Below are 26,790 nucleotides of genomic sequence, written 5' to 3' on the forward strand. Positions count from 1 at the left end.
TCGTGGATCTCAGCGAGGTCGAGCCCAACACCAGGCGCGGTGGCGATCTGCGCGCCATGCTCACCCCCACCACGGTCGGCTCCACCAGCGGATTCATGGGCGTGGCCATCGTGCAGCCCGGCGACCGCATCGCGGAGCACTACCACCCGTACTCCGAGGAGTTCGTGTACGTCGTCTGCGGGCAGCTGGAGGTCGACCTGGACGGCGACCCCCACCCGCTGCGTCCCGAGCAGGGACTCATGATCCCCGCCCATATGCGGCACCGCTTCCGCAACGTCGGCAACGTGGAGGCCCGCATCGTCTTCCACCTCGGCCCGCTGGCCCCGAGCCCGCCGCTCGGCCACGTCGACACCGAGGAGACCGACTCCGTCCCGGTCGCGGCGGAGGGAGCCCACGCGGGTGCGGGCCGGACGGCCGAACGAGGGGAGGTCCGGTCATGAACCGGCGTGTGGCAGTCACCGGGATAGGCATCGTCGCGCCGGGCGGCATCGGCATACCGGCGTTCTGGGATCTCCTGACCAACGGGCGCACCGCTACGCGGGGGATCACCTTCTTCGACCCGGCCGGCCTGCGTTCGCGGATCGCCGCCGAGTGCGACTTCGACCCTGCGGCCCACCGGCTGGACGGGGAGGACGTCGCACGATGCGACCGCTACATCCAGTTCGCCCTGGCCGCCGGCGACGAGGCGATACACGACGCCGGACTCGACCTCGACCAGGAGAACCCCTGGCGGGTCGGGGTCTCCCTGGGGACCGCAGTGGGCGGCACCACCCGCCTTGAGCACGACTACGTGCTGGTCAGCCACCACGGGGAGCGCTGGGACGTGGACCACCGGGAGGCCGACCCGCATCTGCACCGCGCGTTCTCGCCCAGCACGCTCGCCTCGACGGTGGCGGAGCGGTTCGGGGCGCGCGGGCCGGTGCAGACCGTCTCCACGGGCTGCACCTCGGGGCTCGACGCGGTCGGGTACGCCTTCCACACGATCGAGGAGGGCAGGGCCGATGTGTGCGTGGCCGGTGCCTCGGACTCGCCGATATCACCGATCACCATGGCCTGCTTCGACGCGATCAAGGCCACGTCGCCGAACAACGACGACCCCGCCCACGCCTCCCGTCCCTTCGACGCCGACCGCAACGGGTTCGTCATGGGCGAGGGCGGTGCGGTGCTCGTCCTGGAGGAGCTCGAGCACGCCCTGGCCCGCGGCGCACACGTGTACTGCGAGCTCAGCGGCTACGCGACCTTCGGCAACGCCTACCACATGACCGGTCTGACCAGAGAGGGGCTGGAGATGGCCCGTGCCATCGAGACCGCCCTCGACCACGCCGGGCTCGACCGCACCGCGATCGACTACGTCAACGCCCATGGGTCGGGCACACAGCAGAACGACCGTCACGAGACCGCCGCGGTGAAGCGGGCCTTGGGACAGCACGCCTACGACACGCCCATGAGCTCCATCAAGTCCATGGTGGGCCACTCCCTGGGTGCGATCGGCGCGATCGAGGTCGTCGCCTGTGTGCTGGCCCTGGCCCACCAGGTGGTACCGCCCACCGCGAACTACGAGACCCCGGATCCCGAGTGCGACCTGGACTACGTCCCGCGCGTCGCACGCGAGCGGAGACTGAACAGCGTGCTCTCCGTGGGCAGCGGGTTCGGCGGTTTCCAGTCCGCGGTGATCCTGACCCGGCCGAGGGAGAGGACACGATGAGCGAACCGCATCCGCGGCGCGCGGCCATCACCGGAATCGGTGTGGTCGCGCCCAACGGAGCCACTACCGAGAACTTCTGGAAGTCCACCAAGGAAGGCATCAGCGTCCTCGCCCCGGTCACCCGCGAGGGCTGTGAGCACCTACCGCTGCGGGTGGCCGGCGAGGTACGGGACTTCGAGGCGTCGTCGGCGGTCGAGGAGCGCTATCTCGTCCAGACCGACCGGTTCACGCACTTCGCGATGGCCGCGGCCGACCTCGCGCTGGACGACGCCCGCCTCGGCCAGGCCGACACCGGCGACTCGCCGTTCTCCGTGGGCGTGGTCACCGCTGCCGGTTCCGGCGGCGGCGAGTTCGGTCAGCGGGAGCTGCAGCGGCTGTGGGGAAAGGGCAGTCGCTTCGTCGGGCCGTACCAGTCCATCGCCTGGTTCTACGCCGCCAGCACCGGCCAGATCTCCATCCGCCGCGGCTTCAAGGGGCCCTGCTCGGTCGTCGCCGCCGACGAGGCGGGCGGCCTGGACGCCATCGCGCACGCGGCGCGGGCCGTGCGCCGCGGCACCGACGTGATCGTGGCCGGGGCGACCGAGGCGCCGCTCGCCCCCTACTCGGTGGTCTGCCAGCTCGGCTACGAGGAGCTGAGCACCGTCGAGGAGCCGGAGCGCGCCTACCGCCCGTTCACGGAAGGAGCCTGCGGATTCGTGCCGGCCGAGGGCGGCGCCATGCTCGTCGTGGAGGAGGAGACCTCGGCCCAGGAACGGGGCGCGCGCGTGCGGGCCACCCTCGCCGGACACGCGGCGACGTTCACCGGTGCCTCCCGCTGGGAGCAGTCCCGGGAAGGCCTCGCCGAGGCCATCCGTGCGGCCCTGGACGAGGCCGGGTGCGCCCCCGAGGAGATCGACGTGGTCTTCGCGGACGCCCTCGGCGTACCGGAGGCGGACCGTGCGGAGGCGCTGGCGATCGTCGACGCCCTCGGCTCCCACGGCCGGCGGGTGCCGGTCACCGCGCCGAAGACCGGTATCGGCCGGGGCTACTGCGCGGCGCCGGTGCTGGACACGGCGGCGGCGGTGCTCGCGCTGGAGAACCACCTGATTCCCCCCACCCCCAACGTCTTCGACATCTGCCATGACCTCGACCTCGTGTCCGCCCGCGCCCGTGCCGCCGAGCTGCGCACGGCGCTGGTCCTCAGCCGGGGACTCATGGGGTCGAACTCGGCGCTGGTGCTGCGGCACGGCGCCGCCGACGCCTCGTAGCGAGGCGTCACAGTGCAAAGGAGAGTAACCGCATGAGTGACCGCATCACCGTGGAAGAGCTGGCCGAGCTGATGAAGAAGGCCGCCGGGATCACCGTTGTCCCGGAGGATCTCCAGCAGCAGTACAACTCCGGCTTCGACGCCCTCGGCATCGACTCGCTCGGACTGCTGGGCATCGTGGGCGAGTTGGAGAACCGGTACGGCACGCCGATGCCTCCCGACGCGGAGCGCAGCAAGACCCCACGGCAGTTCCTCGACCTCGTCAACAGTGCCCTCATGACAGGAGCGTGACATGGCCGGACACACACAGAACGAGATCACCATCGCCGCGCCGGTGGACCTGGTCTGGGACATGACCAACGACGTGGAGAGCTGGCCACAGCTGTTCAGCGAGTACGCCTCCGCGGAGATCCTGTCCACGGAGGGGAACAAGACCACCTTCCGGCTGACCATGCACCCCGACGACAACGGCACCGTGTGGAGCTGGGTCTCGGAACGGGAGACGGACCGCGACACGCTCAGCGTCAAGGCCCGCCGCGTCGAGACCGGGCCCTTCGCGTACATGAACATCCGGTGGCAGTACGAGGAAGTGCCCGAGGGCACCCGGATGGTGTGGACGCAGGACTTCGAGATGAAGCCCGACGCACCGGTCGACGACGCCTGGATGACGGACAACATCAACCGGAACTCCAAGGTCCAGATGGCCTTGATCCGGGACCGCATCGAGCAGGCCGGGGAACGCCGGCGTGTGCCGACCCTGACCGACTGAGCCGAACGGAAGACAGCACGATGCACCACACCCTGATCGTCGCCCGCATGGCGCCCGGGTCGGCCCCGGACATCGCCAAGGTGTTCGAGGAGTCGGACCGAGGAGAGCTCCCCCACCTCGTGGGCGTCTCCCGGCGCAGTCTCTTCCAGTTCGATGACGTGTACCTGCACCTCATCGAGGCCGAACGGGACCCCGCACCCGCCATCGCCAAGGTGGCCGGGCGTCCCGAATTCCGTGACATCAGCGAGCGGCTGTCCGCGTACGTCACCGCGTACGATCCCGCGACCTGGCGTTCACCGAAGGACGCGATGGCGCGTTGCTTCTACCGCTGGGAGCGGGACTCCACCGTCTGAACGGCCACTCGGCCACCGGCCCCGGGGCCCCCCGTGTGGCCGGGGCCGGGGCGGGCGGGTGGGGGGGTTGCTCCCCCCGGGGGGGGCGCTCCCCCCGCTGGCGCCCGCCCCCGCGGCCCCCGCCGCCGGGCCCGTGCGGGCGGGGGCCCCGGGGCCGGTGGTCTGCGGAGCGCGTCCGGGGTGATCAGCCGGGCACGGTGCAGTCGAACGCGTGCAGGTAGGGGTTGACCTGACGGACGTCGTCGATGACCAGCCCCGCGTCGGTCAGCCGGCGGACCATGCTGTCCCTGGTGTGCTTCGCCCCGCCGACGTTGAGGAGCAGCAGCAGGTCCATCGCGGTGCTGAAGCGCATCGAAGGCGTGTCGTCGACGAGGTTCTCGATGACCACGACCCGTGCCCCGGGGCCGCCGGCCTCGATGACGTTGCGCAGGGTCCGGGCGGTGCTGTCGTCGTCCCACTCCAGGATGTTCTTGATGATGTACACATCGGCCCGGACCGGGACGGCCACCCGGCAGTCGCCGGGCACGATGCGCACCCGGTCCGCGAGCGCTCCTCCCGGACGCAGCCGTGGGTCGGCGTTCTCCACCACGCGCGGCAGGTCGAGCAGGGCACCCTGGACCGACGGGTACTTCTCCAGCAGGCTCGCCAGGACATGCCCCTGACCACCCCCGATGTCGGCGAGCGAAGAACTCCCCAACAGATCGAGGAACTGGGCGACGTCCCGGGCGGACTGCATGCTCGAGGTCGTCATGGCGCGGTTGAAGACGACGGCGGACTCGGGGGCGTCCTCGTTGAGGTACTCGAAGAACTCCTTTCCGTACAGGTCCTCCACGACGTTCCGGCCGGTGCGCACCGCCTCGTCCAGCTTCGGCCACGCGTCCCAGGTCCACGGTTCGGTGCACCACAGCGTGATGTAGCGCAGGCTGTGCGGATCGTCCTCGCGCAGCAGCCGGGACATGTCGGTGTGCGCGAACGTGCCGTCCTGCTGCTCGGCGAAGATGCCGTAGCAGGACAGGGCCCGCAACAGCCGTCGCAGCGGCTGGGGTTCGGTCTTCACCGCGGCTGCGAGGTCCTCCACGGCCATGGGGCCGTCACCGAGGGCGTCGGCGACTCCCAGCCGGGCGGCCGCCCGGAGGGCAGCGGCACATGCCGCCCCGAACACCAGCTCCCTCAGCCGCATGGACGGCGGTGGAGCAGTCTCTGCGGTTGTCATGTGCCGCCTTCCTTCCTTCCTGGGTCCACGGGGGACGGCAGCCGGCCGGTCAGCACAGTCCCGCGGGCTTGGACGCCCAGCAGGAGTTGTTCTCGAAGGTGTTGCCCTTGCCGGTGTCCGTGTTGACGAGGTCGGCCGGCGCGTTGCCCTCCAGCTCGTTGTCGCTGATCCGGTTCTTCTCGCTCTTGACACCCACGAGGCTCTGGAACAGGACGATGCCGCCCGACAGCGGGGAGGTGCCGGCGTTGTCCTTGATCACGTTCCCCGTCACCAGGGTCTTCTCGGCGCCGGTCAGGACGATGCCGGAGCCCTGCAGGAAGGGCAGCCGTGCGGTCTTGGGGCAGTACTTGTTGTTCTCCACGACGTGGTTCTCGCGCACGGCCAGGTCACCGGCCCTGGGCTTGTTCTCGTCACCGACGACGAACAGTCCCGCGCAGTTGCCGGTGATGTGATTGCCCTCGACGCTGAGGTTGCGCAGGCGCCGGACGGTGACGCCGATCCGGTTGCCTTCCAGCCGGTTGTACTCCACCACGGTGCCCCGGGTGTCCGCGGCGCCTTCCTCGGCCGTGACCGAGTTGGCGAGGAACAGACCCGCGTCGCCGTTGTCACGGGCGGTGTTCCCCCGGAACAGGCCGCGGACCGACTGCTCCTGGGCGATGCCCCACACCCCGTTCTTCACGGCCGTCACGTTCCGGACGGTCAGCCTGTCCGTCCCGAACGCCGACACACCGCTCTTGGCGAAGCCGGTCACGGTCAGGGAGGACACCGTGACGTCCTCGAGCTTGCGGGCCTTCGTCCCCACCACGCAGATGCCGTTGCCGGCCGCGGCGCAGCTGTTGGCGGTCTTCGTCGTGCCCGGTTTGATCACTGTGCCCCGTCCCGCACCGCGCAGGGTCAGCCCGGGCGTGGTCACCTTGACGCTCTCGCGGTAGGTGCCGGGGGTCACGAGAACGGTGTCGCCCGGCTCGGCGGCGTCCACCGCCTTCTGGATCGATTCGCCCTCGACGACCACATGGATCGAATCCCCGGAAGACGAGGGCGAAGCGGCACCAAGACCGGTCCCGACGATTGCTGCAGTGCACGCCAGGTAGGCAATATGGCTTTTGATCATATGCCGTACAATAAGCCCCAAGTCTCCGCAAACCGGGCGGATCGTCCGTCCGACGGCGTGTCATGCCTCGCTGTCGGCCGCCGATTTGGGCAATGCCGTACGCACCTGTGACGTGCGGACCCTTGCCGCGCCCGACGCCTGCCCGCATTCATCCGTGATCGAGGCGTGCGCAGCAGTCGGCCGGGCCGGTGGCGTCGAAGGCGCGTTCCAGGCGGCAGAAGCAGGACGCCTCGATCGGTACGTCCGCCATGGCGGCGGCCAGCTTCAGCTGCTGGGCCACGATCTGCGCCTCCCCCACTTTCCCGAGGCGGACCAGGCACTCGTGGAAGCCGTGCAGGGCCCACACGTTCCCCGGGTGTTGCAAGGGGCGCGGCAGGGTGTCGTCGAGGCCCAGGTCGGCCCGGTAGACCGACTCCGCCTCGGCGACGCGTCCCTGTTCGAGGAGCAGGGCGCCGTAGGCGTGCCGGGTGGGCTGCATCCAACCCCACGGCTCGTCGTAGGGGAGGCTGTCGTCGAGTTCGATCGCCCGCTCCAGCGCGGTGAAGGCGGCGTCGTGGTTGCCCTTGCGGTACTCCAGTTCACCGTCGAGCATCGCCGAGGCGACGGCGAGGATGTCGGCGCAGGTGTTGTTGAACAGCATGCGCGTGTCCGGGACACCGGCCAGCGCCTCGCGGAACAGTGCGCGTTCGGCCTCGGCCTCGGCGATCCGGCCGGTCGCCGAGAGGGCCACGCCGCGGGCGTAGCGCAGCATCGCGGTCGTCACGCTGTAGAGCTGCGGGTCGGCGGGCAGGGGCAGGTCCAGGATGTCCGCCCAGTGGCCGAATCGGATCAGCACATGGACCCGCATCGCGAGAAAGCCCTCCAGCCAGTCGGCCATGGGCGGGCTCTGCACGCGCAGCAGGTCCTGCGTGATGGTCGACTCGAGTTCGACGGCGGTCTTAAGGGCGGTCCGGGACTGGCCGAGGAACATCGCGCCGTAGATCTTGAAGTGGTAGTTGTGCGAGCGGTACAGGGTGTAGAAGTTCATCGCCCCGGCCCGCGCGCGGTATTTCTCGTCGGCGGCGATGGCGTCGCTGTTGTCGGACACGACGCGCCGGTAGTCGCCGCACAGCACGTCCAGGTGGGTGGGCATGTGCTGGAGGTGGCCGGCGTCGGGCACCAGGCCGCGCAGCCGGTCCGCGACGGGCAGCGCCGCCTCGGGCGTCGGGGACATCTCCATGAGGTGGATGTACATGTGCAGCACGCCCGGATGCCGGGCCCCGTCCTCGGTGGCCAGCGCGAGCTCGAGGACGGCCTTGGCATCGAGCGTGCGGGCGCCTTCGGCGGGCTCGCCGGTGCGGATGTCCCACAGCTGCCAGGGCGTGAGATTCATCAGGGCGTCGGCGTAGAGGGTGGTGAGGTCGAGGTCGTCGGGGTCGAGTGCGTGCACGGCGCGCACGGCGTCGGCGTAGGGCTCGTTCCACACCGTGCAGTCCTCGGCGGGACTCGCCTGCGGGTAGCGGGCACGCAACGACTCGACCAGGGCGCGTTCGACGGGGGTGGCGCCGGCCGCCGTCTTTTCGTGGGCGAGTTCCACGGCGGCGTGGGCGCGGTCGACGCTGCGTGCCAGGTCCTCGCCGTCGAAGGCCTCCCAGGGCTTGTTGTAGTTGGGGCCGAGCGCGTAGGCGATGCCCCAGTGGGCCATGGCGCAGTCGGGGTCCGCCGCGGCCGCGGCCTCGAAGCAGGAGACGCCCTCCTCGTGGTTGAAGGCGTACGTCCAGGCCAGCCCGCGGTCGAACCACAGCTGGGCTTCGGGCGACGAGGTCGTCACGCGGCGGCTGTGGGTGCCGAGGTCGTAGTAGTCCATGCGTCCGTCCTCCGTCCGCGACCGCCGTGCGACGAGGGATGCATACCCGTACCAGCCTAGTTGCGATCTTTTGGGCGGAACGGCCCTGGCTCCCCTGGGCCGACCTGCGTGTGACCACGGTGGGCGTCGCCGTGTCGAACGGCGCACGTCGGGTACACAGGGCACAGCGCGGGACGTCGCAGCGCCCGGTGCGGGTGGGCTGCGGAGGGATCGGTGCGGTGGTTGGAGTGGTCATGACGCAGAACGGTGATGACGCGACGCTCGCCCCACGCGTCGGGATTCCCGATCTCCCTCAGGCGGCGCAGCCGCGCCGGCTGCACCCCGAGGTGGGAGAGCCGGAACTGCCGCGCGACCGCAACCAGGCCATTCTCGAGGCGACCAAGCAGGTCGGCGCGCTGCTGAAACAGGGCGGACACGATTTCGCCCTGGCGGGAAGCGTGGCCGCCTACGCCCACGGGGCCGGCGAGAACCTCCAGCACGACGCCGATTTCTGCATCAGGCCCGAGGACGCCGACGCCGTCGCGGCCACGTTGGAGAAGGCCGGCCTGACGGTCTGCTCCCCGCCCGAGGACTGGCTGCTCAAGACCACCTGTTTCGGGCAGCACATCGACATCATCTTCCAGCTGGCGCACCGGCGCGTGACGACGGACATGCTCGACAGAGCGCAGGAGATCCCGGTCGATTCGGTGCGCATGCCGGTCCTGGCCCCGACCGACCTGCTGGCCAGCCTGCTGGCCGCGTTCTCCGAGCACCACTGCGACTTCGGCGCGGTGCTGCCCATCGCCCGGGCGCTGCGCGAGAAGGTGGACTGGGAGCGGGTACGGCGCGACAGCGGGGACTCCGCCATGGCCGCCGCCTTCCTCTTCCTCCTGGAACGCCTCGACGTGATCACTCCGCACCACGGGAGCAGCCATGACGCATCCCGGTGACCGGGGCGTATCCGGCGCCCCGGGGGCTCAGCACCTGGACTACCGCGTCGCCCACCTCCGTGACCGCCTGGCCGGCGGGCCCCTCGGTGAGCTGGGCGTGCGGGTCGAGGCGCGCGGAGATGCCGTGCTGGTCACCGGCTGTGTTCCGTCCGCCCGCTGCCGGGACGACATCCGACGCATCGTCCGGGAGGAGCTGGCCGGGCTGGTGGTGCACTGCGACCTCGTGGTCACCGACACCTCCTCACCCGACCACGCGGAGGACCTCACATGATCCGGATCGCAGCCGTCGGGGACATCCACATGGGTCCGGACAGCCAGGGCCTGCTGCGTCCGGCGTTCGACACCCTGCCCGACTGCGCCGACGTCCTGCTGCTGGCCGGGGACCTCACCCGCCACGGGACCCCGCAGGAGGCCCGGGTGGTGGCCCGGGAGGTCGAGGGCCTCGGTGTCCCCGTCGTCGCCGTCCTGGGCAACCACGATCACCACGACGAACGTCCGGACGAGGTCACGGCCATCCTCCAGGACGCCGGCGCCCGGGTGCTGGAGGGGCAGGCCACGGTCGTGAGCGTCGGCGAGGCCCGCGTCGGGGTGGCCGGCACCAAGGGGTTCGGCGGGGGTTTCGTGGGGCGCAGTGCCGGTGAGTTCGGCGAGCCGCTCATGAAGGAGTTCGTCAGGCACTCGCGCCGCCTCGCCGACGGTCTGCGTGCGGCTCTGGAGCGGCTGGACGCGGAGGGCTGTGACGTACGGGTCGCCCTGACGCACTTCTCCCCCGTGCCGGAGACGCTGGCCGGTGAGCCCCTGGAGATCTACCCGTTCCTGGGCAGCTATCTGCTGGCCGAGGCCATCGACACCGCGGGCGCGGACCTCGCGGTGCACGGGCACGCGCATGCGGGGACGGAGCACGGCATGACGAGCGGCGGCGTCAGGGTGCGCAATGTCGCGCAACCCGTCATCGGCCGCGCCTTTCACGTCTACCACGTGCCGGTGCCCGAGCGGCTGACGACTGGTTGAGCGAGGGAAGCCGCCGGGTGAGCACCCCCTCCCCGCCTCCCTCGGTCTGCGCAGGACCGCACGAAGGGTGATGGCGGGACAGCTCGCTCCTGCCCCGCGCCGCTTCGGCGTCCCTGATCTCCCGGCGCGTACTGCACTTGGCGCCCCTTTCCCTCACCAAAGCGCGAAAGCCCCGCGTCCCTGACATTGGTTCGGTCCTTCCAGGCAAGCCCTCGCCTCATGGCAGCTTCACCCGTATCGGACTGGAAGGAACCATTCGCATGGTCCACAGACATGCCCCGGCAGCACGCCGCGCGACCCTGATCGCCCTCGGCGCGCTGGTTCTGAGCGGGATCTGCTCGGCCGCGGGGGCCGAGCCGCCGCCCGCGCCGGGATCCCTTCCCACGGCGGCCCAGACAGTGGGGGCCGACAGGCCGTCGGCGCAGGTGCTCCGCGCGCTCCAGCGGGACCTCGAGCTGACGCCCGCCCAGGCGGAGGAGCGGTTGGTGAACGAGGCGGAGGCCGGAAGCCGCGCGGGGCGTCTGCGCAACGCGCTGGGCAAGCGTTTCGCCGGCGCCTGGGTGAGCGGTACGACATCCCAGGAGCTCACCGTCGCGACCACCGACGGCGCGGACGTGGCCGCCATCCAGGGGCAGGGCGCGAGGGCCATGGTCGTCAAGGAGTCCCTGGCCGGCCTGACGGCCGTCAAGAAGAAGCTGGACGCGGCGGCCCCCCGTGGCGCGACCGCCGACACGCCGCTCTGGTACGTCGACGTCCCGGGCAACCGGGTCGTGGTCGAGGCTCGCACCCGGTCGTCCGCGGCCGCCTTCGTCAAGGCCGCCGGCCTCGCGGGCAAGCGCGTCGCCGTTCGGGTGTCGGCGGACCGGCCGCGTCTGCTGGAGGACGTCGTCGGCGGCGACCCCTACTACATCGACGGATCGGTTCGCTGCTCCGTCGGCCTCTCCGTCACCAGGGACGAGCAGCAGGGCTTTGCCACCGCCGGTCACTGCGGCACGGCCGGCGACACGACGACCGGCTTCAACCAGGCCGACCAGGGCACCTTCGAGGCCTCGACGTTCCCTGGCAAGGACATGGCGTGGGTGGGCGTGAACTCCGACTGGACCGCGACCGCCGACGTCAGGGGCGAGTCGAGCCAGCGTGTGCAGGTCGCCGGTTCGGTCGAGGCGCTGGTCGGGGCGTCGGTGTGCCGCTCCGGTTCGACCAGTGGCTGGCACTGCGGCACCATCCAGCAGCACGGCACGAGCGTCAGGTACCCCGAGGGCGTCGTGAACGGCCTGACCCGGACGACGGTGTGCGCCGAGCCGGGCGACTCCGGCGGCCCGTACCTCGCGGGCGCCCAGGCGCAGGGGATCACGTCCGGCGGGACGGGCGACTGCACGAGCGGTGGGACGACCTACTACCAGCCCGTCAACCCGCTGCTCAGCGACTTCGGCCTCACCCTCAGGACGGCTTCCGACACGACGGCGACGCCCGCCCCGCAGGACGGCGGCGCCGACGGCTGGGCCTTGGGGCGCGTCTACGGCGTCGGGGCCACGGTGAACCACAACGGAGTGCGTTACCAGTGCCTGCAGACCCACCAGGCGCAGGGCTCCTGGACGCCTGCGGCGACCCCCGCGCTGTGGCAGCGCCTCTGACGCCTCCGCCGGGACTCTCCGGCACCGGCCGCGGCCCTCACGCCCGCGGCCGGTGCCCGCTGCGTGGCGCAGATCACACGGAAAGAATTCACCGCCGCACATCACCCGTCGCTGCGATTACCGAATATCGGACAACCCGCAGCAGGCTTTGGATATGCCGGGCGACACCAGCGCATGACCTAATAATCACAGGGCTGACATGCGATGAGCCATCGATCATTGGCCTACGACAGGCCGTGCTCACTGAAAGTCACGCAGAGTTTCCACGGAAACCGCAGGATTTAACGTCCTGCTCATGACTCAGCTGGACGCACGGCCCGGAGCCGGAGACACAGGCGACACCGCCCCTGCCGGGGGCATGCGCGCCAAGGGCCTGAGGGGGAACTCCGTCGGCCTGATGGGCAGCGCGGTCATCGGTGTGTCCACCGTGGCGCCCGTGTACTGCCTGACCTCGACGCTCGGTTCGACCGCGGGCGAGGTGGGGGTGCAGATGCCCGCCGTGTTCCTTGCCGGGTTCCTACCGATGCTGCTCGTCGCCTTCGCCTATCGCGAGCTGAACAAGGACATGCCGGACTCCGGCACCTCGTTCACCTGGACGGTGAAGGCCTTCGGGCCGCGCGTGGGCTGGATGTGCGGCTGGGGCCTGGTGATCGCGACGATCATCGTGCTGTCGAACCTGGCCGGCGTGGCGACCTCGTACTTCTGGCTGCTCGCGGGGGAGGTCACCGGCAGTGACGCCGTCGCAGCGCTGGACGACAACAAGGCCGTCCACATCGTCACCTGTCTCGCGCTGATCGCGGTCGCGACGGTGATCAGTTACCGCGGTATGACCGCCACGAAGGTCCTGCAGTACGCCCTGGTGGCGCTCCAGCTGGTAGTGCTGGGTGTGTTCGTGGTGATGGCCTTCGGGAAGGCGGGGAGCCCCGAGTTCCCGACGTCGGCCGAGTTCTCGTGGTCGTGGCTGAACCCGTTCGCCGTCCAGTCGTTCGCCGCGTTCACCGCCGGACTGTCGCTGTCGATCTTCATGTACTGGGGCTGGGACGCCTGTCTGACCGCCAACGAGGAGACCAGCGGCAGCAGCCGCACCCCCGGCCGGGCGGCGCTGATCGCCATGGTGGTACTGGTCGGGTCGTACCTCGCCACAGGAGTGGCCGCGCAGATGGTGGTCGGCTCCGGCGACCAGGGGCTCGGGCTGGCCAACCCCGAGACCTCCGACAACGTCTTCGCCGCACTGGCCGGCCCGGTGATGGGTCCGGCGCTCGGCATCCTGCTGTTCCTCGCCGTGCTCGCCTCGGCCGCGGCCAGTCTGCAGACCACGTTCATCCCGGTGGCCCGTACGGTGCTGGCCATGTCGACGTACGAGGCACTGCCGGCGTCGTACGCCCGGGTCCATCCGCGCTTTCGTACACCGGGGCGCGCCACGGTCACCGCCGGGGTCGCGACAGCGGTGTTCTACACCGTGATGACGCTGGTCAGTGAGCACGTACTGGTGGACACGATCTACGCGCTCGGCCTGATGATCTGCTTCTACTACGCCCTGACGGCCTTCGCCTGCGTCTGGTACTTCCGGGCGGAGCTGCTGCGGTCCGGGCGGGACCTGCTGTTCAAGGGGCTGTTCCCGGTGGTCGGCGGGGTGCTGCTGGCGGCCGTGTTCGCCAAGACCCTCGTCGACATGTGGGACCCGGCGTACGGCAGCGGGTCGTCCGTGCTGGGGGTGGGGTCGGTGTTCGTCATCGGCGTGGGGCTGCTGGCCCTGGGCCTGGTGATCATGGCGGTGATGAGGCGGCGCAGCCCCGCCTTCTTCCGCGGCGAGGTGCTGACGAGGTCGACGCCGGCGCTGGTCGCGCAGGACTGACCGCCGGGGGCCTGACGTCGGCCGGGAAAGCACCTGTGGCCCGGCGAAGTGTCGGCTATCCCGGACTGGAGCGGCGGACCGCGTGGTTCGCGGGGCATCTGGCACGGCTGGGCGTGCGCCGCGGTGACCGGGTGGCGTTGCATCGCGGCAATCGGGTCGAGCTGGTGGAGAGCTGTCCGGGCGTGCTGCGGGCCGGGGCGGTCGGGGTGCCGCTGGACCAGCAGGCGACGGACGCGGAGTTGGCGTACTTCCTCGACGACAGCGGTGCGGTCGCGATCGTCACCGAGGCCGACGCCCTGCCGCGGATCGCCCGGCTCACGGCACTGAGACGCGGGCTTCGGATCGTGGTCGTGGGGGCGGACGCCGCGCACGCGGGGGCGGTGGGGTTCGAGGAACTGGCCGGTACGGATCCGGGACTGCCGCCCAGGGACGACCTCGGGCTGGACGAGCCGGCCTGGATCCTCTGCACCTCCGGCACCACCGGCGAACGCAAGGGCGTGCTCTCCAGCCAGCGCACCGCCCTGTGGTCGGTGACGGCCGCGTACGTGCCGTTGTGGGGACTGGAGCAGCGGGACCGTCTGCTGTGGCCGCTGCCGATGCATCACTGCTACGCCCACTCGCTGTGCCTGCTGGGTGTGGTGTCCGTGGGGGCGGGCGCGTATCTCCTGGAGCGGGGTGCGAGCACGGCCGAGGCGCTGACCCGGCCGCCCGGCGGGCAGCCGTTCACCGTCGTCGCCGGTGCGCCGGCACGCGTCGTCGCCAGGGAGAACGCCGTGTCCGGCAGGGACAGTTCGGGCCGGGCGCGCAGCAGCGCCGCGGTCCGCCGGGCCTGGTCACCCAGCGCCTTCGGGCTCGCGCCGGACGGCAGCAACGGCGGGACGGCTCGTGCCGGTTCCCCGCCGGAGCCCGGGGGAACCTCGGCCTCCTCCACGACCACGTGCGCGTTGGTCCCCCTGATTCCGAAGGCGGACACCCCTCCACCGGGCGCCACCCCTGTTCGCGTGTCAGCAGCCGCACGGAACCGGACGACCGGTCCACCCGGGGTGACGGCTCGTCCGCGTGCAGAGTGCGGGGCAGCCTGCCGTGCCGCATGGCGAGGACGGACTTGATGACCCCGCCGACCCGGCGGCCGCCTGGGTGTGACCGGTGTCGGACTTCAGCGGAGCCCTGGCTGCCCGCCTCCCCCTGGAACTGAGCGAACAGTTCGACGCCGCCGTCGACGACATGGCGATGGCCGCGCTCGGCGCGTACACCCGGATGGCCCGCGGCCCGCGCGCCTGTCGCTGAACGGCGTGTCAACAGGCGGTGACCGTCCGGGCAACTGCCTGATCGCGGCCTTGCGGGCAAGCGAGGGCGTCCCGCATGGTTGACGCGCGTCACAGATCCCTTCACGCTCGGCACCACCTCACGTCTCCCCCGGCATGGAGGCCGTATGTACACACGCACCGTCAGACTCGTCCTCACTCTTGTCATGATCATGGCTGGCGCCTGCGCGGGCACGCTCGCGACGGCGGGCACCGCGCACGCCGACGGCTGCTACACCTGGAGCCGCACACTCTCGCAGGGCTCCTCGGGCGCCGATGTCACCCAGCTGCAGATCCGGCTCGGCGGCTATCCGGGCTACGGTTCCGTCCTGGCCGCCGACGGCGACTTCGGCCCGGCCACGGCGGCCGCCCTCAAGCGCTTCCAGTCGGCGTACGGCCTCACGGCCGACGGCGTCGCGGGCCCGAACACCTTCAACAAGCTGTACGCCCTGCAGGACGACGACTGCACCCCGATCCACTTCTCCTACAGCGAGTTGAACGACTGCAACAGCACCTGGTCCGGCGGCGCGGTCAGCGCGGCGACCGCCAAGTCCAACGCGCTGCGCAGCATGTGGAAGCTGGAAGCCATGCGGCACGCGCTGGGCGACCAGCCGATCACCGTGACCAGCGGCTTCAGGTCCTACGCCTGCAACAGCGCCGTGGGCGGCGCGAGCAACAGCCGTCATCTGTACGGCGACGCCGTCGACCTCGGGGCCGGACCGCACTCCCTGTGCACCCTCGCCAAGCAGGCCCGCAACCACGGCTTCCGGGGCATCCTCGGCCCCGGCTACCCCGGCCACAACGACCACACGCACGTCGACCACCGCGCCGACCAGTACTGGTCGGCGCCCACCTGCGGTATCTGAGCCGAACGTGAACGAGCGGCGGGTTCCCCGACAGCACAGGGGAACCCGCCGACGGCCGTGCACTCATCCGTGCCGGAAGACGTCCTTGCCCTTCTCCTTCGCCTGGCGCGCATCGCCCTTGGCCTGCTCCGCCTTGCCTTCGGCCGTCATGCGCTCGTTGCCGACTGCGCGGCCGATCGCCTCCTTGGCCTTCCCTTTGGCCTGTTCCATCTTGGACTTGGCCTTCTGCTCTCGCGCCACAGTGGTTCACTCCAAGTCACCAGCGACTTTCCGATGTCACTGCACCGTGTGGCCCGGAACGCGACACCCAAACACGCCGGCCCGTCGGTGGGCCGTCAGATGTCCCGCGGCTCCAGGGGCCGCACGGCCGGGCCCCGGAGGACCTGCCCGCCGGGGGCGAAGCGCGAGCCGTGGCACGGGGCACTCCCAGGCCTGTTCGGCCCGGAAAAGCGAGTTGCCGCGGCCGGACGACGGTGACAGGGTCGCGGCCATGCCCGCCTTCTCCGCGTACGACGGAACCGAGCTCGCCCACCACGTCCTCGGCGACGGCCCTCCCCTGGTCTGTCTGCCCGGCGGCCCCATGCAGGCCTCCGCGTACCTCGGGGACCTGGGCGGGCTGGCGGCGCACCGCAGGCTGATCATGCTGGATCTCCGGGGTACCGGCGACTCGGCGGAGCCCGGGGATCCCGGCTCCTACCGCTGCGACCGGCAGATCGACGACGTGGAGGCACTGCGCGAGCACCTCGGCCTGCAGCGGATGGATCTGCTGGCGCATTCGGCCGGCGCCAATCTGGCGGCGCTGTATCTGGCCCGCCACCCGGAACGCGTCGGCCGGCTCGTGCTGGTCACTCCGAGCGTCATCGCCGCCGGGATCCCGGTCACCGGCGACGACCGGCGGGCTGCGGCTCAGCTGCGCCGGGCGGAGCCGTGGTTTCCGGAGGCGTTCGCGGCGCTGGAGACAATCGTCGCCGGACAGGCGACCCCCGCCTCGTGGCAGGACATCGCGCCGTTCTACTACGGCCGCTGGGACGAAACGGCCCGGGCGCATCGGGCCGCCGAGGAGGCGCAGCGCAACGCTCGGGCCGCGGCGGCCTACGCTGGGGAAGGCGCCTTCGATCCGGCAGCCACACGTGCGGCACTCGCACGGTTCGGGTCGCCGGTGCTGCTGCTCGCCGGGGAGGTCGATCTGACGGCCCCGCGGCGGGCCATGGCCGAGTTCCAGGGGTTGTTTCCGGGTGCCGAGCTGGTCGTCCAGTCCGGGGCCGGACACTTTCCGTGGCTTGACGACGGAGGGCGGTTCGTGGGAATCGTCACGGAGTTTCTGAGGTGAGCTGCCGTGCGGGCGGATGACCTGGTGCCACTGGGCCGCACCGGGCTGCGGGTCAGCCGGGTGGGGCTGGGGCTGGCATCGGTGGGCGGGCTCTTCGCCCCGGTCTCGCAGGACACGGCGGCCACGGTGATCGACACGGCCTGGGAGGCCGGGATACGGCTGTACGACACGGCGCCCGTGTACGGGTACGGGCGCTCGGAGTCCCGCACCGGGGCGGCGCTGGCGAACCGGCCGCGCGAGGCGTACGTCCTGTGCACGAAGGTGGGGCGCCTCATCGAGCCGGGAGGGCCCGACACCCAGCCGATCTGGGCGGACCCTCCGCCCGGTCTGGGGCCCCGGCTGGACTACTCGTACGCCGGGGTCCTGCGCTGCATGGAGGAGAGCCTGGCGCGGCTGCGGCTCGACCGGGTCGACGTGGTGCACGTCCATGATCCCGACGAGGACTTCCCGACCGCCGTGCGCGAGGCCTACCGTGCGCTGGCCGACCTGCGGGACGCGGGCACCGTCGGGGCGGTGTCGATCGGCGTCAACCATGCGCCCGTGGCCGTGCGTTTCCTGCGCGAGGCCGCTCCGCCCGGGCCCGACTGCGTGCTGCTGGCCGGCCGCTACACCCTGCTCGATCAGTCCGGCCTGGACGAGTTGCTGCCGTTGTGCGCCGAGCGGGGCGTCGCGGTCATGGCGGCGGGTGTGTACCAGGGCGGACTGCTCGCCGACCCCCGTCCTGGGGCGCTGCACGGGTACGGGGCCGTTCCGCGGCGGCTCCTGTGGCGGGTGCGGGCCTGGGCGGCGGTGTGCCGGGCGTTCGACGTGCCGCTGCTGGCGGCGGCGGTGCAGTTCCCGCTCGGGCATCCCGCCGTCACGAGTGTGGTGGTCGGTGCACGCTCGCCCGACGAGGTGACCGGCAGCGTGGACTTCTTCAACCACCCGGTGCCGCCGGTTTTCTGGCGGGCCGTCAAGGCAACCGGCCTCCTCCCCGAGCACGCGCCCACGCCCGGCGGCTAGGGCCGCGGCACTAGAGCACTAGAGCACTAGAGTCGACGGAACCGCCACACGTGGTCGTCCCGGAAGCCTTCCCGGCCGTCCGGGGAGACGTTCGTACGTCGTACCGTCTCCGCCGTCTCGACGGCCCACTCCCCGTCGGGCAGTGCCAGTTCGGCCAGCACCCCGTCGAGCGTGGGGAAGACGGCGTCGAAGGGCGGCTCGGTCTGCCAGGACGGCCAGCCGCCGTGCATGACGATCAGCAGCGTGCCTTTGTCCGTGACCGCGTCGGCGGCGCGCCGCAGGATCCACTCCTGGTCCAGCCCCACCGGGGACTGCAGGTACTGGGCGTTCACGAGGTCGAAGGAGCCCTCGGGGAAGGTCTCGCCGAGCTCGTGGCGTTCCCAACCGGTGCGGTCGCCGACTCCTGCGCCGGCGGCGTGCAGGGCGGCGCGTTCGAGGGCGGTGACCGAGATGTCGACGCCGGTGACGTGCCAGCCGCGGGACGCCAGCCAGATGGCGTCCCCGCCCTCGCCGCATCCGAGGTCGAGGGCGCGGCCCGGCTTCAGGCCGGCGGCCTCTCGCACGAGCAGCTGGTTCGGGCGGCCGCTCCAGACACGGTCGGTGTCGCGGTAGCGGGTCTCCCAGAACTCTGCGGGCTGGGTGGGCGCGGGGAGTTCGGGCATGGTGCCTCCTGGTCGTCTGCTCGGTCAGGGGCGCCGTATGCCGGGTTCGGCCCCCTCGTGACCGAGCCTGGATCACCGCCGCTCCGGCGACAACCGGCTTTGCCGATACGGCAAAGTCCGGCTCTCTCCGGACCGCCGCATGCTGTCGTACCGTGGCCGCCGTGCGCGAAGGACCCGACACGGCGGCGACGAGGATCACCGGGCGTGAAGCGACCGGTGTCCGTGCGCTGTCCGGCACGCTCGCCGAGGTTTCCCTCGTCGGCGGGCAGACGGTGATCGTGAAACGCCGGGACGCGCCGGGAGGCGCGGGGGCCGAGGCCGCCGGGCTGCGCCGGCTGCAGGTGCTCGACGGCTACCAGGAAACGGCCCCGCTCGCGGAGGGTCGGCGGGACCGTATCGGCCTCCACCAGCTCTTCCCCCTCCTCGTCCACACCGTCCTGTTCGGCCGGACCTACGCCATGCAGGCGGTGGAGACGGCGCGGTCGGCTCCGGCACGGTGACAAGGGATACAGTGACCCGCCTCAACCGAGAGGAGACGGTGCGGTGCAGGTCGGGGCGGGGAACGCGTGGCGGGGGCTGGTCCACGTGGCGTTGGTGGCAGGGCTGTTGGCGGGCTGCGCGGACGGGGAGGACGAGGCCCCCGCGAGCACGTCGGCGTCGGCGGACGCGGCCGGCGGCAACGGCAGCGGCGATGTCGCCAGGAGCGGCGGCACCATCGGCGCCGAGGGATCGGCCTGCGAGCTGCCGGTGACGTTCGACATCGCCGAGGACTGGGCGGCGGAGTCCGTCGACGCCGCTGCCGGCGGGGCGGCGGAGGAACTGGCCGACGCCCTCCTCCGGCAGGGCCCGGTCACCGCCGCCTGCGAGGTGGACGCCAAGCCCGCCGGGAACATCGGCTTCCTCCGTGTCTGGACCGGCGAGCCGGGCGACGACGACGCGCGCACCGTCCTCGAAGCCTTCGTCGCAGCCGAGGACGGGGTGAGCAAGGAGAAGTACAGCTCCTTCGAGGCGGGCGGTCTCACCGGCGCCGAAGTGGAGTACCTCTGCACCAGCGAACTGCTGGAGGAGACCAAGAAGGAGCGCGCGCTCGCCGTCACCACCCCGGACGGCCCGGTCGTTCTGCACCTCGGTGGGATGGACACCGAGGAGCACGAGGCGATGCTCCCGGCGTACGAACTCGCCAAGCGCACCCTGCACGGTTCCTGAGGGGCGCCCCGAGGCGTCAGCCGGCGAGCCCGGCGAGCCAGTCCGTGAGGATCCGGTTGACCTGCTCGGGGCGTTCCTGCTGGACCCAGTGGCCGCAGTCGTCGAGGAGATGCGAGGCGACCAGGCCGGGCAGTGTGTCGGGGAACGCCTCGATCGCGTCGGCGAGCCAGGTGACGGAGGCGTCCCTGGCTCCGCCGACGAACAGGGAGGGCTGGGTGAGGGGCGCGCCGTGCTGGCCGGCGAGGTCCGCCCAGTCCCGGTCCATGTTCCGGTACCGGTTGAGCGCACCGCTCAGACCGGTGCGCTCGAACTCCCCGGCGAGGACGTCGAGTTCGTGCTCTTCGAGCCAGTGGGGAAGCCGCTCGGCCGGGAACCGGTCGCGCAGCCGGCCGCCGGGTCCGACGAAGTGCGGGTCGGGAGCGCCGGGATCCGGCATGGTGTCGGCGGACAGGGCGGCGTAGAAGCCGGCCAGCCAGCCGCGTACGTCGGGCTCGATCTCCGCCTCGGCCCGGCCGGGCTGCTGGAAGTAGGAGACGTAGAACTCCTCCGTCCCGCCCATGGCGGCGAAGACGTCGCTCGGCTTCGGCCCACCGGGCGGGCTGTAGGGCACACCGAGCAGTCCGGCGGCGCGGAACACATCGGGCCTGAGCAGCGCGGAGGTGGCGGCGATGGTCGCGCCCCAGTCGTGCCCGACGATCACGGCGGACCGCTCGCCCAGGGCCTCCAGCACGGCCACGTTGTCCGCCACCAGCTCCAGCATCCGGTAGGCGTCCACGGGGTCCGGCCGGGAGGAGCGGCCGTAGCCGCGGACGTCGATCGCCACCGCTCGGTGGCCGGCCGCCGCCAGGGCGGGCAGCTGGTGACGCCAGGAGTACCAGCCCTCGGGGAACCCGTGCACGAGCAGCACCAGCGGTCCGCTGCCCTGTTCCACCAGATGGATCCGGCCGGCGGGTGAGGGCACCAGACGGTGGGCGAGGCCGTCGGCGGACAGGTGCGGCATGGTTCCTCCCGAAACGGTGAGCAGGTCGTCCGGCGTCGGCGGAGAGGGGGACGCGGCCCCGTGCCCGTCCGCCGGTGTTCCTCGATCATCCGGCCGTCGCCGGCACAGGGGCGAGGCCCGTTGCCGTTCCGGCAAAACGCCCTGACGGGACGGGGTCGTTGTGGCATCGCATTCCGTACGCTCCCGCGTTCGCGCCCGCCCGGGTGCGGGCAGGGGTCGTCGTGGCGCATTCTTGCTGTGTCGTCTGCGCGACGGCGCGCACGGACGAGGTAGGGCCGATGACTGGGAGCGTCGAGGGCCGGAACGCAGAGCCCGGACGGCTGGCCACGCTGCTGGCCGACGCCGCGGCCGAGGCGATCCGCGCCACCGACGGGCGCGCCGCGGGGATCTACCTGTCCTCCGGCGCTCCCGGTGTTCTGCGGCTGGCCGTGCTGATGGGGCTGCCCGGGCGCCTGTACCGGCCCTGGTGGCGGCTGCACGCGCACCGCCGGTTCCCGGTCGCCGACGCCTATCGGCTGGGCGTGCAGGTGGTGCTGCCGAATGTCACGGAGGCCATGCGCCGCTACCCCCAGTTCGCGGCCGGTCTGCCGTTCCCCATGGGGACGATCTGTGTGCCCGTCCCGGGGAAGGAGGGACCCTACGGCGTGCTGACCGTGCTGCGGTCGGCCGCCTCGGACGCCACCGAGGTGCTGGCCGAACGGGACCGTCTGGCGGAGCTGGCCGAGGATCTGGGGGTGGCCGTGCGGCGCCTGGAGGAGGACGGGGAACCGCTCGTGTGGGACGACGAGCCGCTGTGCGTACGGCCGCCCGGCACCCGGCTGGCGCCGGTCCGGATCGGGCGTTTCACCTGGGACCCGGCAACCGACGTCGTCACCGCGGACGATGCCGCGCGGGCCCTGCTGCGGCTGCCGGCCGAGGGCCTGCCCGGCCCCGCCGCGATCCTGACCGGGGCCGTGGCCCCGGGCGAGGCGGATCGCTTCCTGGAGCTGCTGTGCCAGGCGTCCCGTGGCGGGCCGCCGCCCGCACCTGTGCACCTGCACACCTCCGACGGCACGCCACGGCTGGTGGAACTGTGGAACCCGGACGTCACCGACCGCAGGCCCGCCGCCGGTGCTCCGTACCCCGTCGGCGGGATCGTGCTCGACGCGGCCTCGATGGCCGACGCCGCGGCCGACCAGCTCCCCCAGGGTGTCTTCTGCCTGGACCGGCTGGGACTGATCGGCTACGCCAATCCGCGTGCCGCCGAACTCCTCGGCGAGCCGCGGGCGCGGTTCCTCGGCCGGCCCCTGTGGGAGGGTGTGCCGTGGCTCGGCGAGGCGGCCTGCGAGGACCATCTGCGCGCGGCCCTGCTGTCTCCCGACCCGGTGCACTTCCACGTCCGGCGGTCCGGCCGTGCAGAAGAGCCGCACGATCGAAACGGCGGTGACTGGCTGGCCGTGTCCGTCCATCCGGGCCCGGACATCCTGACCTGCACCGTCGCCCCGGCGAACCGGGGGACGGAGGCTCCCGCAGCGCCGGCGCCCACGCCGGCGTCCGCCGACGCCTCCGACGCCGAAGTGGCCGCCAGCTCACCGGTCCACCGGCCGATCGTCCTCGCCATCGCCCTGACCGAGGCGGCCACCGCCCGGCAGGTCTCCGCAGTGGTCATGCAGGAGCTGCTGCCCGCGTTCGGCGGCCGTCGGCTCGCCATCTACCTGCTGCAGGAACGGCATCTCTACCTGGCCTGGGAGACCGGGTTCCCGCCGGGGTTCCTCGCACCGTTCGAGGGCGTGAGCCTCAGCGCCCGGCTGCCCGGCGTCGAGACACTGACCACCGGCCAGCCGCTCTTCTTCGACTCGATGCAGGCGCTGTCGGCCGCCTACCCCGGCATCCCCCTCGACGCGACCGAGGGAGCCCGCGCCTTCCTCCCGCTGATCGCCTCCGGACGGCCGGTCGGCTCCTGCATCCTCGGCTTCGACCGGCCCCGCAGCTTCAGCACCGAGGAGCGCACCGTCCTGACCGCGCTCGCCGGGCTGATCGCGCACGCCATGGAGAAGGCGCAGCGCTACGAGACGGAGGCCGCGCTGGCCCGCGGGCTCCAGCGGGCCCTGCTGCCCCGGCAGCTGCCCGACCACCCCAGGGTGGAGACGGCGGGCCGCTATCTGCCCGGTACCCAGGGCATGGACGTGGGCGGGGACTGGTACGACGTCGTCGAGGCCGGGGACGGCATCGCCCTGGTGATCGGCGACGTCCAGGGACACGGTGTGCAGGCGGCCGCCACCATGGGCCAGCTGCGCAGTGCGGTGCGGGCGTTCGCACTCGACGACCGGCCGCCCGACGAGGTCATGAGCAGCACCAATCACCTGCTCATCGACCTGGAGCCGAGCCAGTTCGCGACCTGCTGCTACGTGCGCCTCGACCCCGTCACCGGCCTGGCCCGGGTCGCCCGCGCCGGTCATCCGCCGCCCCTGTTGCGGTACGCGGACGGCCGCACGCACGTCCTGGACCTCCCCGGCGGGGTCGTACTCGGAGTGGATCCGCTCGCCCGGTATCCGGTGACGGAGCTGCCGATGGATCCCGGCGCCGTGCTGGCGCTGTACACGGACGGTCTCGTCGAGCGGCCCGGCTGCGACATCGACGAGGGGATCACCGCGCTGCGGGTGGCCCTGGCCAGGGCGGGCGCAACGGCCGGGCGGCCGGGCGGCCGCCCGCTGGCGGCCGTCGTGGAGCGGCTCACCGTCACGGCCCGGCATGCCGTCGACCGGCACGACGACATCGCGCTGCTGCTGGCGGCCCGCCGCACCGGGCCCTCATACTGATGTCCGGCCGACATGCGTACGCTCCGCCACACTGCGTGACGTCTCTCGCCTCCCGGGGCTCGGCAGTGTAGACAGGGCACATGGTCCGACAATTGGGTCCATCCCGGGCTCAGTCCACCAGTGCTCTCCGAGCAGTGCGCGACCAGCGCACGCCTGCGCGGAAGCTGTTCGTGCGCGAGTGGCGGGCGCGGTCGGGGCCGGACGGCTCGCCGGACCGGAAGCAACGGGAGAACGGACGCCCGGGACGGGGCCCGGCGGCGGGGGTGCGGTCGGTGCTGACCGGGCGCAGTGTCGCCGGGCAGGTCTTCGTCCTCCAGGTCGTCATCGTGCTGCTGCTGGTGGTCGTGGCGGTGGTGGCGCTGGTGCTGCAGGGCCGCTACGACAGCACCCAGGAGGCCCGCAACCGGTCGCTCGCCGTCGCCGAGACGTTCGCCAACGCCCCGGGGACTTTGGATGCGCTGAGGAGTCCGGATCCGACAGCCGTCCTGCAGCCGCGGGCGGAGGCGGCCCGCGAGGCGGCTCACGTCGACTTCATTGTTGTCATGAACACCGACGGGATCCGCTACACCCATCCGCTGCCGGACCGCATCGGCAAGCGCTTCGTCGGGAACATCGCACCGGCGCTGGCCGGGCGCAGTGTGACCGAGGAGATCGACGGCACCATCGGCCAGCTGGTGCAGGCCGTGGTGCCCATTGAGGACGGCGACGGGAAGGTGGTGGGCCTGGTGTCGGCCGGCATCACCACCGAGCACGTGGGAGGTGCAGCGAACCGGCAGCTGCCGATGGTGCTGTTCTCGGCGGCCGGGGCGCTGGTCGTCGCCACCGCGGGCACGGCACTGGTGAGCCGACGACTGCTGCGGCAGACCCGCGGGCTGGGACCGCGCGAGATGACCCGCATGTACGAGCACCACGACGCGGTGCTGCACGCGGTGCGGGAGGGTGTGCTCATCGTCGGCGGCGACGGCGGGCTGCTGCTCGCCAACGACGAGGCGCGCCGACTGCTCGGCCTGCCCGACGACGCCGAGGGCCGCCATGTCCGCGACCTCGGCCTGGAACCGGGGACCGCCGAACTGCTGGCGTCGGGACGGGTGGCCACGGACGAGGTCCACCTGGTCAAGGACCGACTGCTGGCGGTCAACCAGCGGCCCACCGATCTGCGGGGCGGCCCGCCCGGCAGCGTCGCGACCCTGCGTGACTCGACGGAGCTGCGGGCCCTGTCCGGCCGGGCGGAGGTGGCGCGGGAACGCCTCGACATGCTGTACGCCGCCGGTGCGGGCATCGGGACGAGCCTGGATGTCACCCGTACCACCGAGGAACTGGCGGAGCTGGCGGTGCCCCGGTTCGCGGACTTCGCCACCGTCGATCTGTTCGACGCCGTGCTGGGTGGTGAGCAGCCCGAGCCCGGGACGGAGCTGCGCCGCACCGCCTTCGCCGGCATACGGCCGGACCCGCCGCTGTATCCGGTGGGCCGGCGGATCCGGTTCGTCCCGTCCTCGCCGCAGGCCCGCAGTGTGCTCGCCGGCCGGGCGATCATCGAGCCGCGGCTGCGGGAGGCACAGGGCTGGCAGGCGCAGGACCTCGAGCGCACCGCGCAGACCCTTCAGTACGGCATCCACTCGCTGATCACCGCGCCGCTGCGGGCGGGCTCCCTGATCCTGGGCGTGGTCACGTTCTGGCGCAAGGAGAATCCCGAACCGTTCGACGCGGAAGACCGGGCCCTCGCGGAGGAACTCGTCGCCCGCGCCGCGGTCTCCATCGACAACGCCCGCCGCTACACGCGCGAGCACAGCATGGCGGTGACACTGCAGCGCAGCCTGCTGCCGCGCAGCCTGCCCGAGCAGAGCGCCCTGGACATCGCCTACCGGTACCGGCCCGCGCAGTCGGGCGTCGGCGGCGACTGGTTCGACGTACTGCCCCTGTCCGGCGCCCGGGTCGCCCTCGTCGTGGGCGACGTGGTGGGCCACGGGCTGCACGCCGCCGCCACCATGGGGCGCCTGCGCACGGCGGTGCACAACTTCTCCGCCCTCGACCTCGCCCCCGACGAACTGCTCGGGCTGCTCGACGAGCTGGTCGCCCGGATCGACCAGGACGAGGCCGACCAGGGCGATGCGGCGGACGGCGGCAGCGCCCCGGTCACGGGCGCCACCTGCCTGTACGCGATCTACGATCCGGTCGTGGGGCGCTGTTCGATCGCCCGCGCCGGTCATCCGCCGCCCGCGCTGGTCCGGCCCGACGGCGGCGTGGAGTTCCTCGACGTGCCCGCCGGCCCCCCGCTCGGGGTCGGCGGCCTGCCGTTCGAGACGGCCGACGTGGAAGTGGCCGAGGACAGCCGACTGGTCCTCTACACCGACGGGCTCGTCGAGGACCGGGAGCACGACATCGACGTCGGCCTGGAGCTGCTGCGCACCGCCTTGGAAGAGGCCGGCACGTCGCCCGAGGACACCTGCCGGGCCGTGCTGGACTCCCGGCTGCCGGCCCGGCCGAGCGACGACGTCGCCCTGATCGTCGCGCGCACGCGGGCGCTCGGGCCCGACCGGGTCGCCGCCTGGGACGTGCCGTCCGATCCGGCGGCCGTCGCGGAGGTGCGCGCCTCCGTCATCCGGCGGCTGACGGAGTGGGGGCTCGAGGACCTGACGTTCACCACGGAGCTGATCCTGAGCGAGCTGGTCACCAACGCGATCCGGTACGGCGGTACCCCCATCCGCGTACGGGTGCTGCGCGACCGGAGCCTGATCTGCGAGGTGTTCGACAGCAGCAGCACCGCGCCCCATCTGCGGTACGCGGCGATGACCGACGAGGGCGGGCGGGGTCTGTTTCTCGTCGCACAGCTCGCCGAGCGCTGGGGCACGCGCTACCTGCCCGGCGGCAAGGTCATCTGGGCCGAACAGCCGCTGCCGTGAGGTGACCGGCTGACGGCCGTACGGCTGCACCGGGGCCCGGACACCGGCGT

At 71.9% G+C, this 26,790-nt stretch carries 25 protein-coding genes and 2 pseudogenes; 20 read left to right on the forward strand and 7 right to left on the reverse strand.

The window, feature by feature from the left end; genetic code table 11:
- Positions 1-2 precede the first annotated feature (2 nt).
- From ACFV7R_RS37725 to ACFV7R_RS37750, 6 genes are read left to right on the forward strand one after another with little or no spacing between them, the layout of a single operon-like run.
- Positions 3-440 carry a cupin domain-containing protein gene (locus tag ACFV7R_RS37725; protein WP_385272432.1) on the forward strand — a complete coding sequence of 146 codons (438 nt, stop codon included), beginning with the start codon at positions 3-5 and terminating at the stop codon, positions 438-440.
- Positions 437-1,705 (forward strand): beta-ketoacyl synthase, encoded by a 1,269-nt coding sequence (locus ACFV7R_RS37730; protein WP_129797859.1) that lies wholly within the window; start codon positions 437-439, stop codon positions 1,703-1,705. The genes ACFV7R_RS37725 and ACFV7R_RS37730 overlap by 4 nt, the downstream gene beginning before the upstream one ends.
- Positions 1,702-2,952 (forward strand): ketosynthase chain-length factor, encoded by a 1,251-nt coding sequence (locus ACFV7R_RS37735; protein ID WP_385272275.1) that lies wholly within the window; start codon positions 1,702-1,704, stop codon positions 2,950-2,952. The genes ACFV7R_RS37730 and ACFV7R_RS37735 overlap by 4 nt, the downstream gene beginning before the upstream one ends.
- A gap of 32 nt (positions 2,953-2,984) precedes the next feature.
- On the forward strand, positions 2,985-3,242 hold the full coding sequence (locus ACFV7R_RS37740) for an acyl carrier protein (RefSeq protein WP_129797857.1): 258 nt from the start codon (positions 2,985-2,987) through the stop codon (positions 3,240-3,242).
- Between the two features lies 1 nt (position 3,243).
- Complete coding sequence (locus tag ACFV7R_RS37745) at positions 3,244-3,720, forward strand: SRPBCC family protein (RefSeq protein ID WP_129797856.1); 477 nt, start codon at positions 3,244-3,246, stop codon at positions 3,718-3,720.
- A gap of 20 nt (positions 3,721-3,740) precedes the next feature.
- Positions 3,741-4,073 carry a TcmI family type II polyketide cyclase gene (locus ACFV7R_RS37750; protein ID WP_385272279.1) on the forward strand — a complete coding sequence of 111 codons (333 nt, stop codon included), beginning with the start codon at positions 3,741-3,743 and terminating at the stop codon, positions 4,071-4,073.
- Between the two features lie 184 nt (positions 4,074-4,257).
- On the opposite strand, the gene ACFV7R_RS37755 is transcribed toward ACFV7R_RS37750, so the two are convergent.
- From ACFV7R_RS37755 to ACFV7R_RS37765, 3 genes are all read right to left on the reverse strand, one after another.
- Positions 4,258-5,286 (reverse strand): methyltransferase, encoded by a 1,029-nt coding sequence (locus ACFV7R_RS37755; RefSeq protein ID WP_129797854.1) that lies wholly within the window; start codon positions 5,284-5,286, stop codon positions 4,258-4,260.
- 49 nt (positions 5,287-5,335) lie between these two features.
- Positions 5,336-6,397 (reverse strand): nitrous oxide reductase family maturation protein NosD, encoded by a 1,062-nt coding sequence (locus ACFV7R_RS37760; protein WP_385272284.1) that lies wholly within the window; start codon positions 6,395-6,397, stop codon positions 5,336-5,338.
- 148 nt (positions 6,398-6,545) lie between these two features.
- Positions 6,546-8,243, reverse strand: coding sequence for a hypothetical protein (locus ACFV7R_RS37765; protein ID WP_385272287.1), 1,698 nt, complete (start codon positions 8,241-8,243; stop codon positions 6,546-6,548).
- Between the two features lie 233 nt (positions 8,244-8,476).
- Here ACFV7R_RS37765 and ACFV7R_RS37770 point away from each other — a divergent pair, with 233 nt between their 5' ends.
- From ACFV7R_RS37770 to ACFV7R_RS37805, 8 genes are all read left to right on the forward strand, one after another.
- Positions 8,477-9,172: a nucleotidyltransferase family protein gene (locus ACFV7R_RS37770; protein ID WP_385272290.1), complete on the forward strand. Its 696-nt coding sequence runs from the start codon at positions 8,477-8,479 to the stop codon at positions 9,170-9,172.
- Positions 9,156-9,443 carry a BON domain-containing protein gene (locus ACFV7R_RS37775; RefSeq protein WP_385272293.1) on the forward strand — a complete coding sequence of 96 codons (288 nt, stop codon included), beginning with the start codon at positions 9,156-9,158 and terminating at the stop codon, positions 9,441-9,443. The genes ACFV7R_RS37770 and ACFV7R_RS37775 overlap by 17 nt, the downstream gene beginning before the upstream one ends.
- A complete protein-coding gene (locus tag ACFV7R_RS37780; protein WP_385272296.1) occupies positions 9,440-10,183 on the forward strand; it encodes a metallophosphoesterase in 744 nt (247 codons plus the stop codon). The genes ACFV7R_RS37775 and ACFV7R_RS37780 overlap by 4 nt, the downstream gene beginning before the upstream one ends.
- Before the next feature lie 260 nt (positions 10,184-10,443).
- Positions 10,444-11,817: a trypsin-like serine protease gene (locus tag ACFV7R_RS37785; RefSeq protein ID WP_385272299.1), complete on the forward strand. Its 1,374-nt coding sequence runs from the start codon at positions 10,444-10,446 to the stop codon at positions 11,815-11,817.
- 295 nt (positions 11,818-12,112) lie between these two features.
- A complete protein-coding gene (locus ACFV7R_RS37790; protein WP_385272301.1) occupies positions 12,113-13,672 on the forward strand; it encodes an APC family permease in 1,560 nt (519 codons plus the stop codon).
- 35 nt (positions 13,673-13,707) lie between these two features.
- A complete protein-coding gene (locus ACFV7R_RS37795; RefSeq protein ID WP_385272304.1) occupies positions 13,708-14,781 on the forward strand; it encodes an AMP-binding protein in 1,074 nt (357 codons plus the stop codon).
- A 37-nt stretch (positions 14,782-14,818) separates the two neighbouring features.
- Entirely contained in the window at positions 14,819-14,959 is a 141-nt protein-coding gene (locus ACFV7R_RS37800) for a hypothetical protein (RefSeq protein WP_385272307.1), read from the forward strand.
- 145 nt (positions 14,960-15,104) lie between these two features.
- Positions 15,105-15,842 (forward strand): D-Ala-D-Ala carboxypeptidase family metallohydrolase, encoded by a 738-nt coding sequence (locus ACFV7R_RS37805; protein WP_385272310.1) that lies wholly within the window; start codon positions 15,105-15,107, stop codon positions 15,840-15,842.
- A 63-nt stretch (positions 15,843-15,905) separates the two neighbouring features.
- Here the strand turns inward: ACFV7R_RS37805 and ACFV7R_RS37810 are convergent, their stop codons facing one another.
- The gene (locus ACFV7R_RS37810; RefSeq protein WP_129797846.1) at positions 15,906-16,082 is read right to left on the reverse strand and encodes a CsbD family protein; all 177 of its coding nucleotides are present in this window, start codon (positions 16,080-16,082) and stop codon (positions 15,906-15,908) included.
- 95 nt (positions 16,083-16,177) lie between these two features.
- Positions 16,178-16,286, reverse strand: a pseudogene (locus ACFV7R_RS37815) (Rieske 2Fe-2S domain-containing protein); the annotation flags it as partial.
- 46 nt (positions 16,287-16,332) lie between these two features.
- On the opposite strand from ACFV7R_RS37815, the gene ACFV7R_RS37820 reads away from it, so the two are divergent.
- Complete coding sequence (locus tag ACFV7R_RS37820) at positions 16,333-17,172, forward strand: alpha/beta fold hydrolase (protein WP_385272313.1); 840 nt, start codon at positions 16,333-16,335, stop codon at positions 17,170-17,172.
- A 6-nt stretch (positions 17,173-17,178) separates the two neighbouring features.
- A complete protein-coding gene (locus ACFV7R_RS37825) occupies positions 17,179-18,174 on the forward strand; it encodes an aldo/keto reductase (RefSeq protein ID WP_385272316.1) in 996 nt (331 codons plus the stop codon).
- A gap of 26 nt (positions 18,175-18,200) precedes the next feature.
- Here ACFV7R_RS37825 and ACFV7R_RS37830 read toward each other — a convergent pair whose 3' ends face one another.
- The gene (locus ACFV7R_RS37830; RefSeq protein ID WP_385272319.1) at positions 18,201-18,836 is read right to left on the reverse strand and encodes a class I SAM-dependent methyltransferase; all 636 of its coding nucleotides are present in this window, start codon (positions 18,834-18,836) and stop codon (positions 18,201-18,203) included.
- A gap of 341 nt (positions 18,837-19,177) precedes the next feature.
- On the opposite strand from ACFV7R_RS37830, the pseudogene ACFV7R_RS37835 reads away from it, so the two are divergent.
- A pseudogene (locus ACFV7R_RS37835) lies at positions 19,178-19,336 on the forward strand (fructosamine kinase family protein); the annotation flags it as partial.
- 43 nt (positions 19,337-19,379) lie between these two features.
- Positions 19,380-20,042 carry a lipoprotein gene (locus ACFV7R_RS37840; RefSeq protein ID WP_385272322.1) on the forward strand — a complete coding sequence of 221 codons (663 nt, stop codon included), beginning with the start codon at positions 19,380-19,382 and terminating at the stop codon, positions 20,040-20,042.
- Positions 20,043-20,058: 16 nt separating this feature from the next.
- On the opposite strand, the gene ACFV7R_RS37845 is transcribed toward ACFV7R_RS37840, so the two are convergent.
- Entirely contained in the window at positions 20,059-21,042 is a 984-nt protein-coding gene (locus tag ACFV7R_RS37845; protein ID WP_385272325.1) for an alpha/beta fold hydrolase, read from the reverse strand.
- Positions 21,043-21,320: 278 nt separating this feature from the next.
- Between ACFV7R_RS37845 and ACFV7R_RS37850 the strand changes: the two genes are divergently transcribed.
- Positions 21,321-23,840 carry a SpoIIE family protein phosphatase gene (locus ACFV7R_RS37850; protein ID WP_385272328.1) on the forward strand — a complete coding sequence of 840 codons (2,520 nt, stop codon included), beginning with the start codon at positions 21,321-21,323 and terminating at the stop codon, positions 23,838-23,840.
- Between the two features lie 80 nt (positions 23,841-23,920).
- The gene (locus tag ACFV7R_RS37855) at positions 23,921-26,740 is read left to right on the forward strand and encodes a SpoIIE family protein phosphatase (protein ID WP_385272331.1); all 2,820 of its coding nucleotides are present in this window, start codon (positions 23,921-23,923) and stop codon (positions 26,738-26,740) included.
- Positions 26,741-26,790: the final 50 nt, after the last annotated feature.

This window comes from Streptomyces sp. NPDC059866 (assembly GCF_042731325.1).
Lineage (GTDB): Bacteria > Actinomycetota > Actinomycetes > Streptomycetales > Streptomycetaceae > Streptomyces > Streptomyces flavusporus.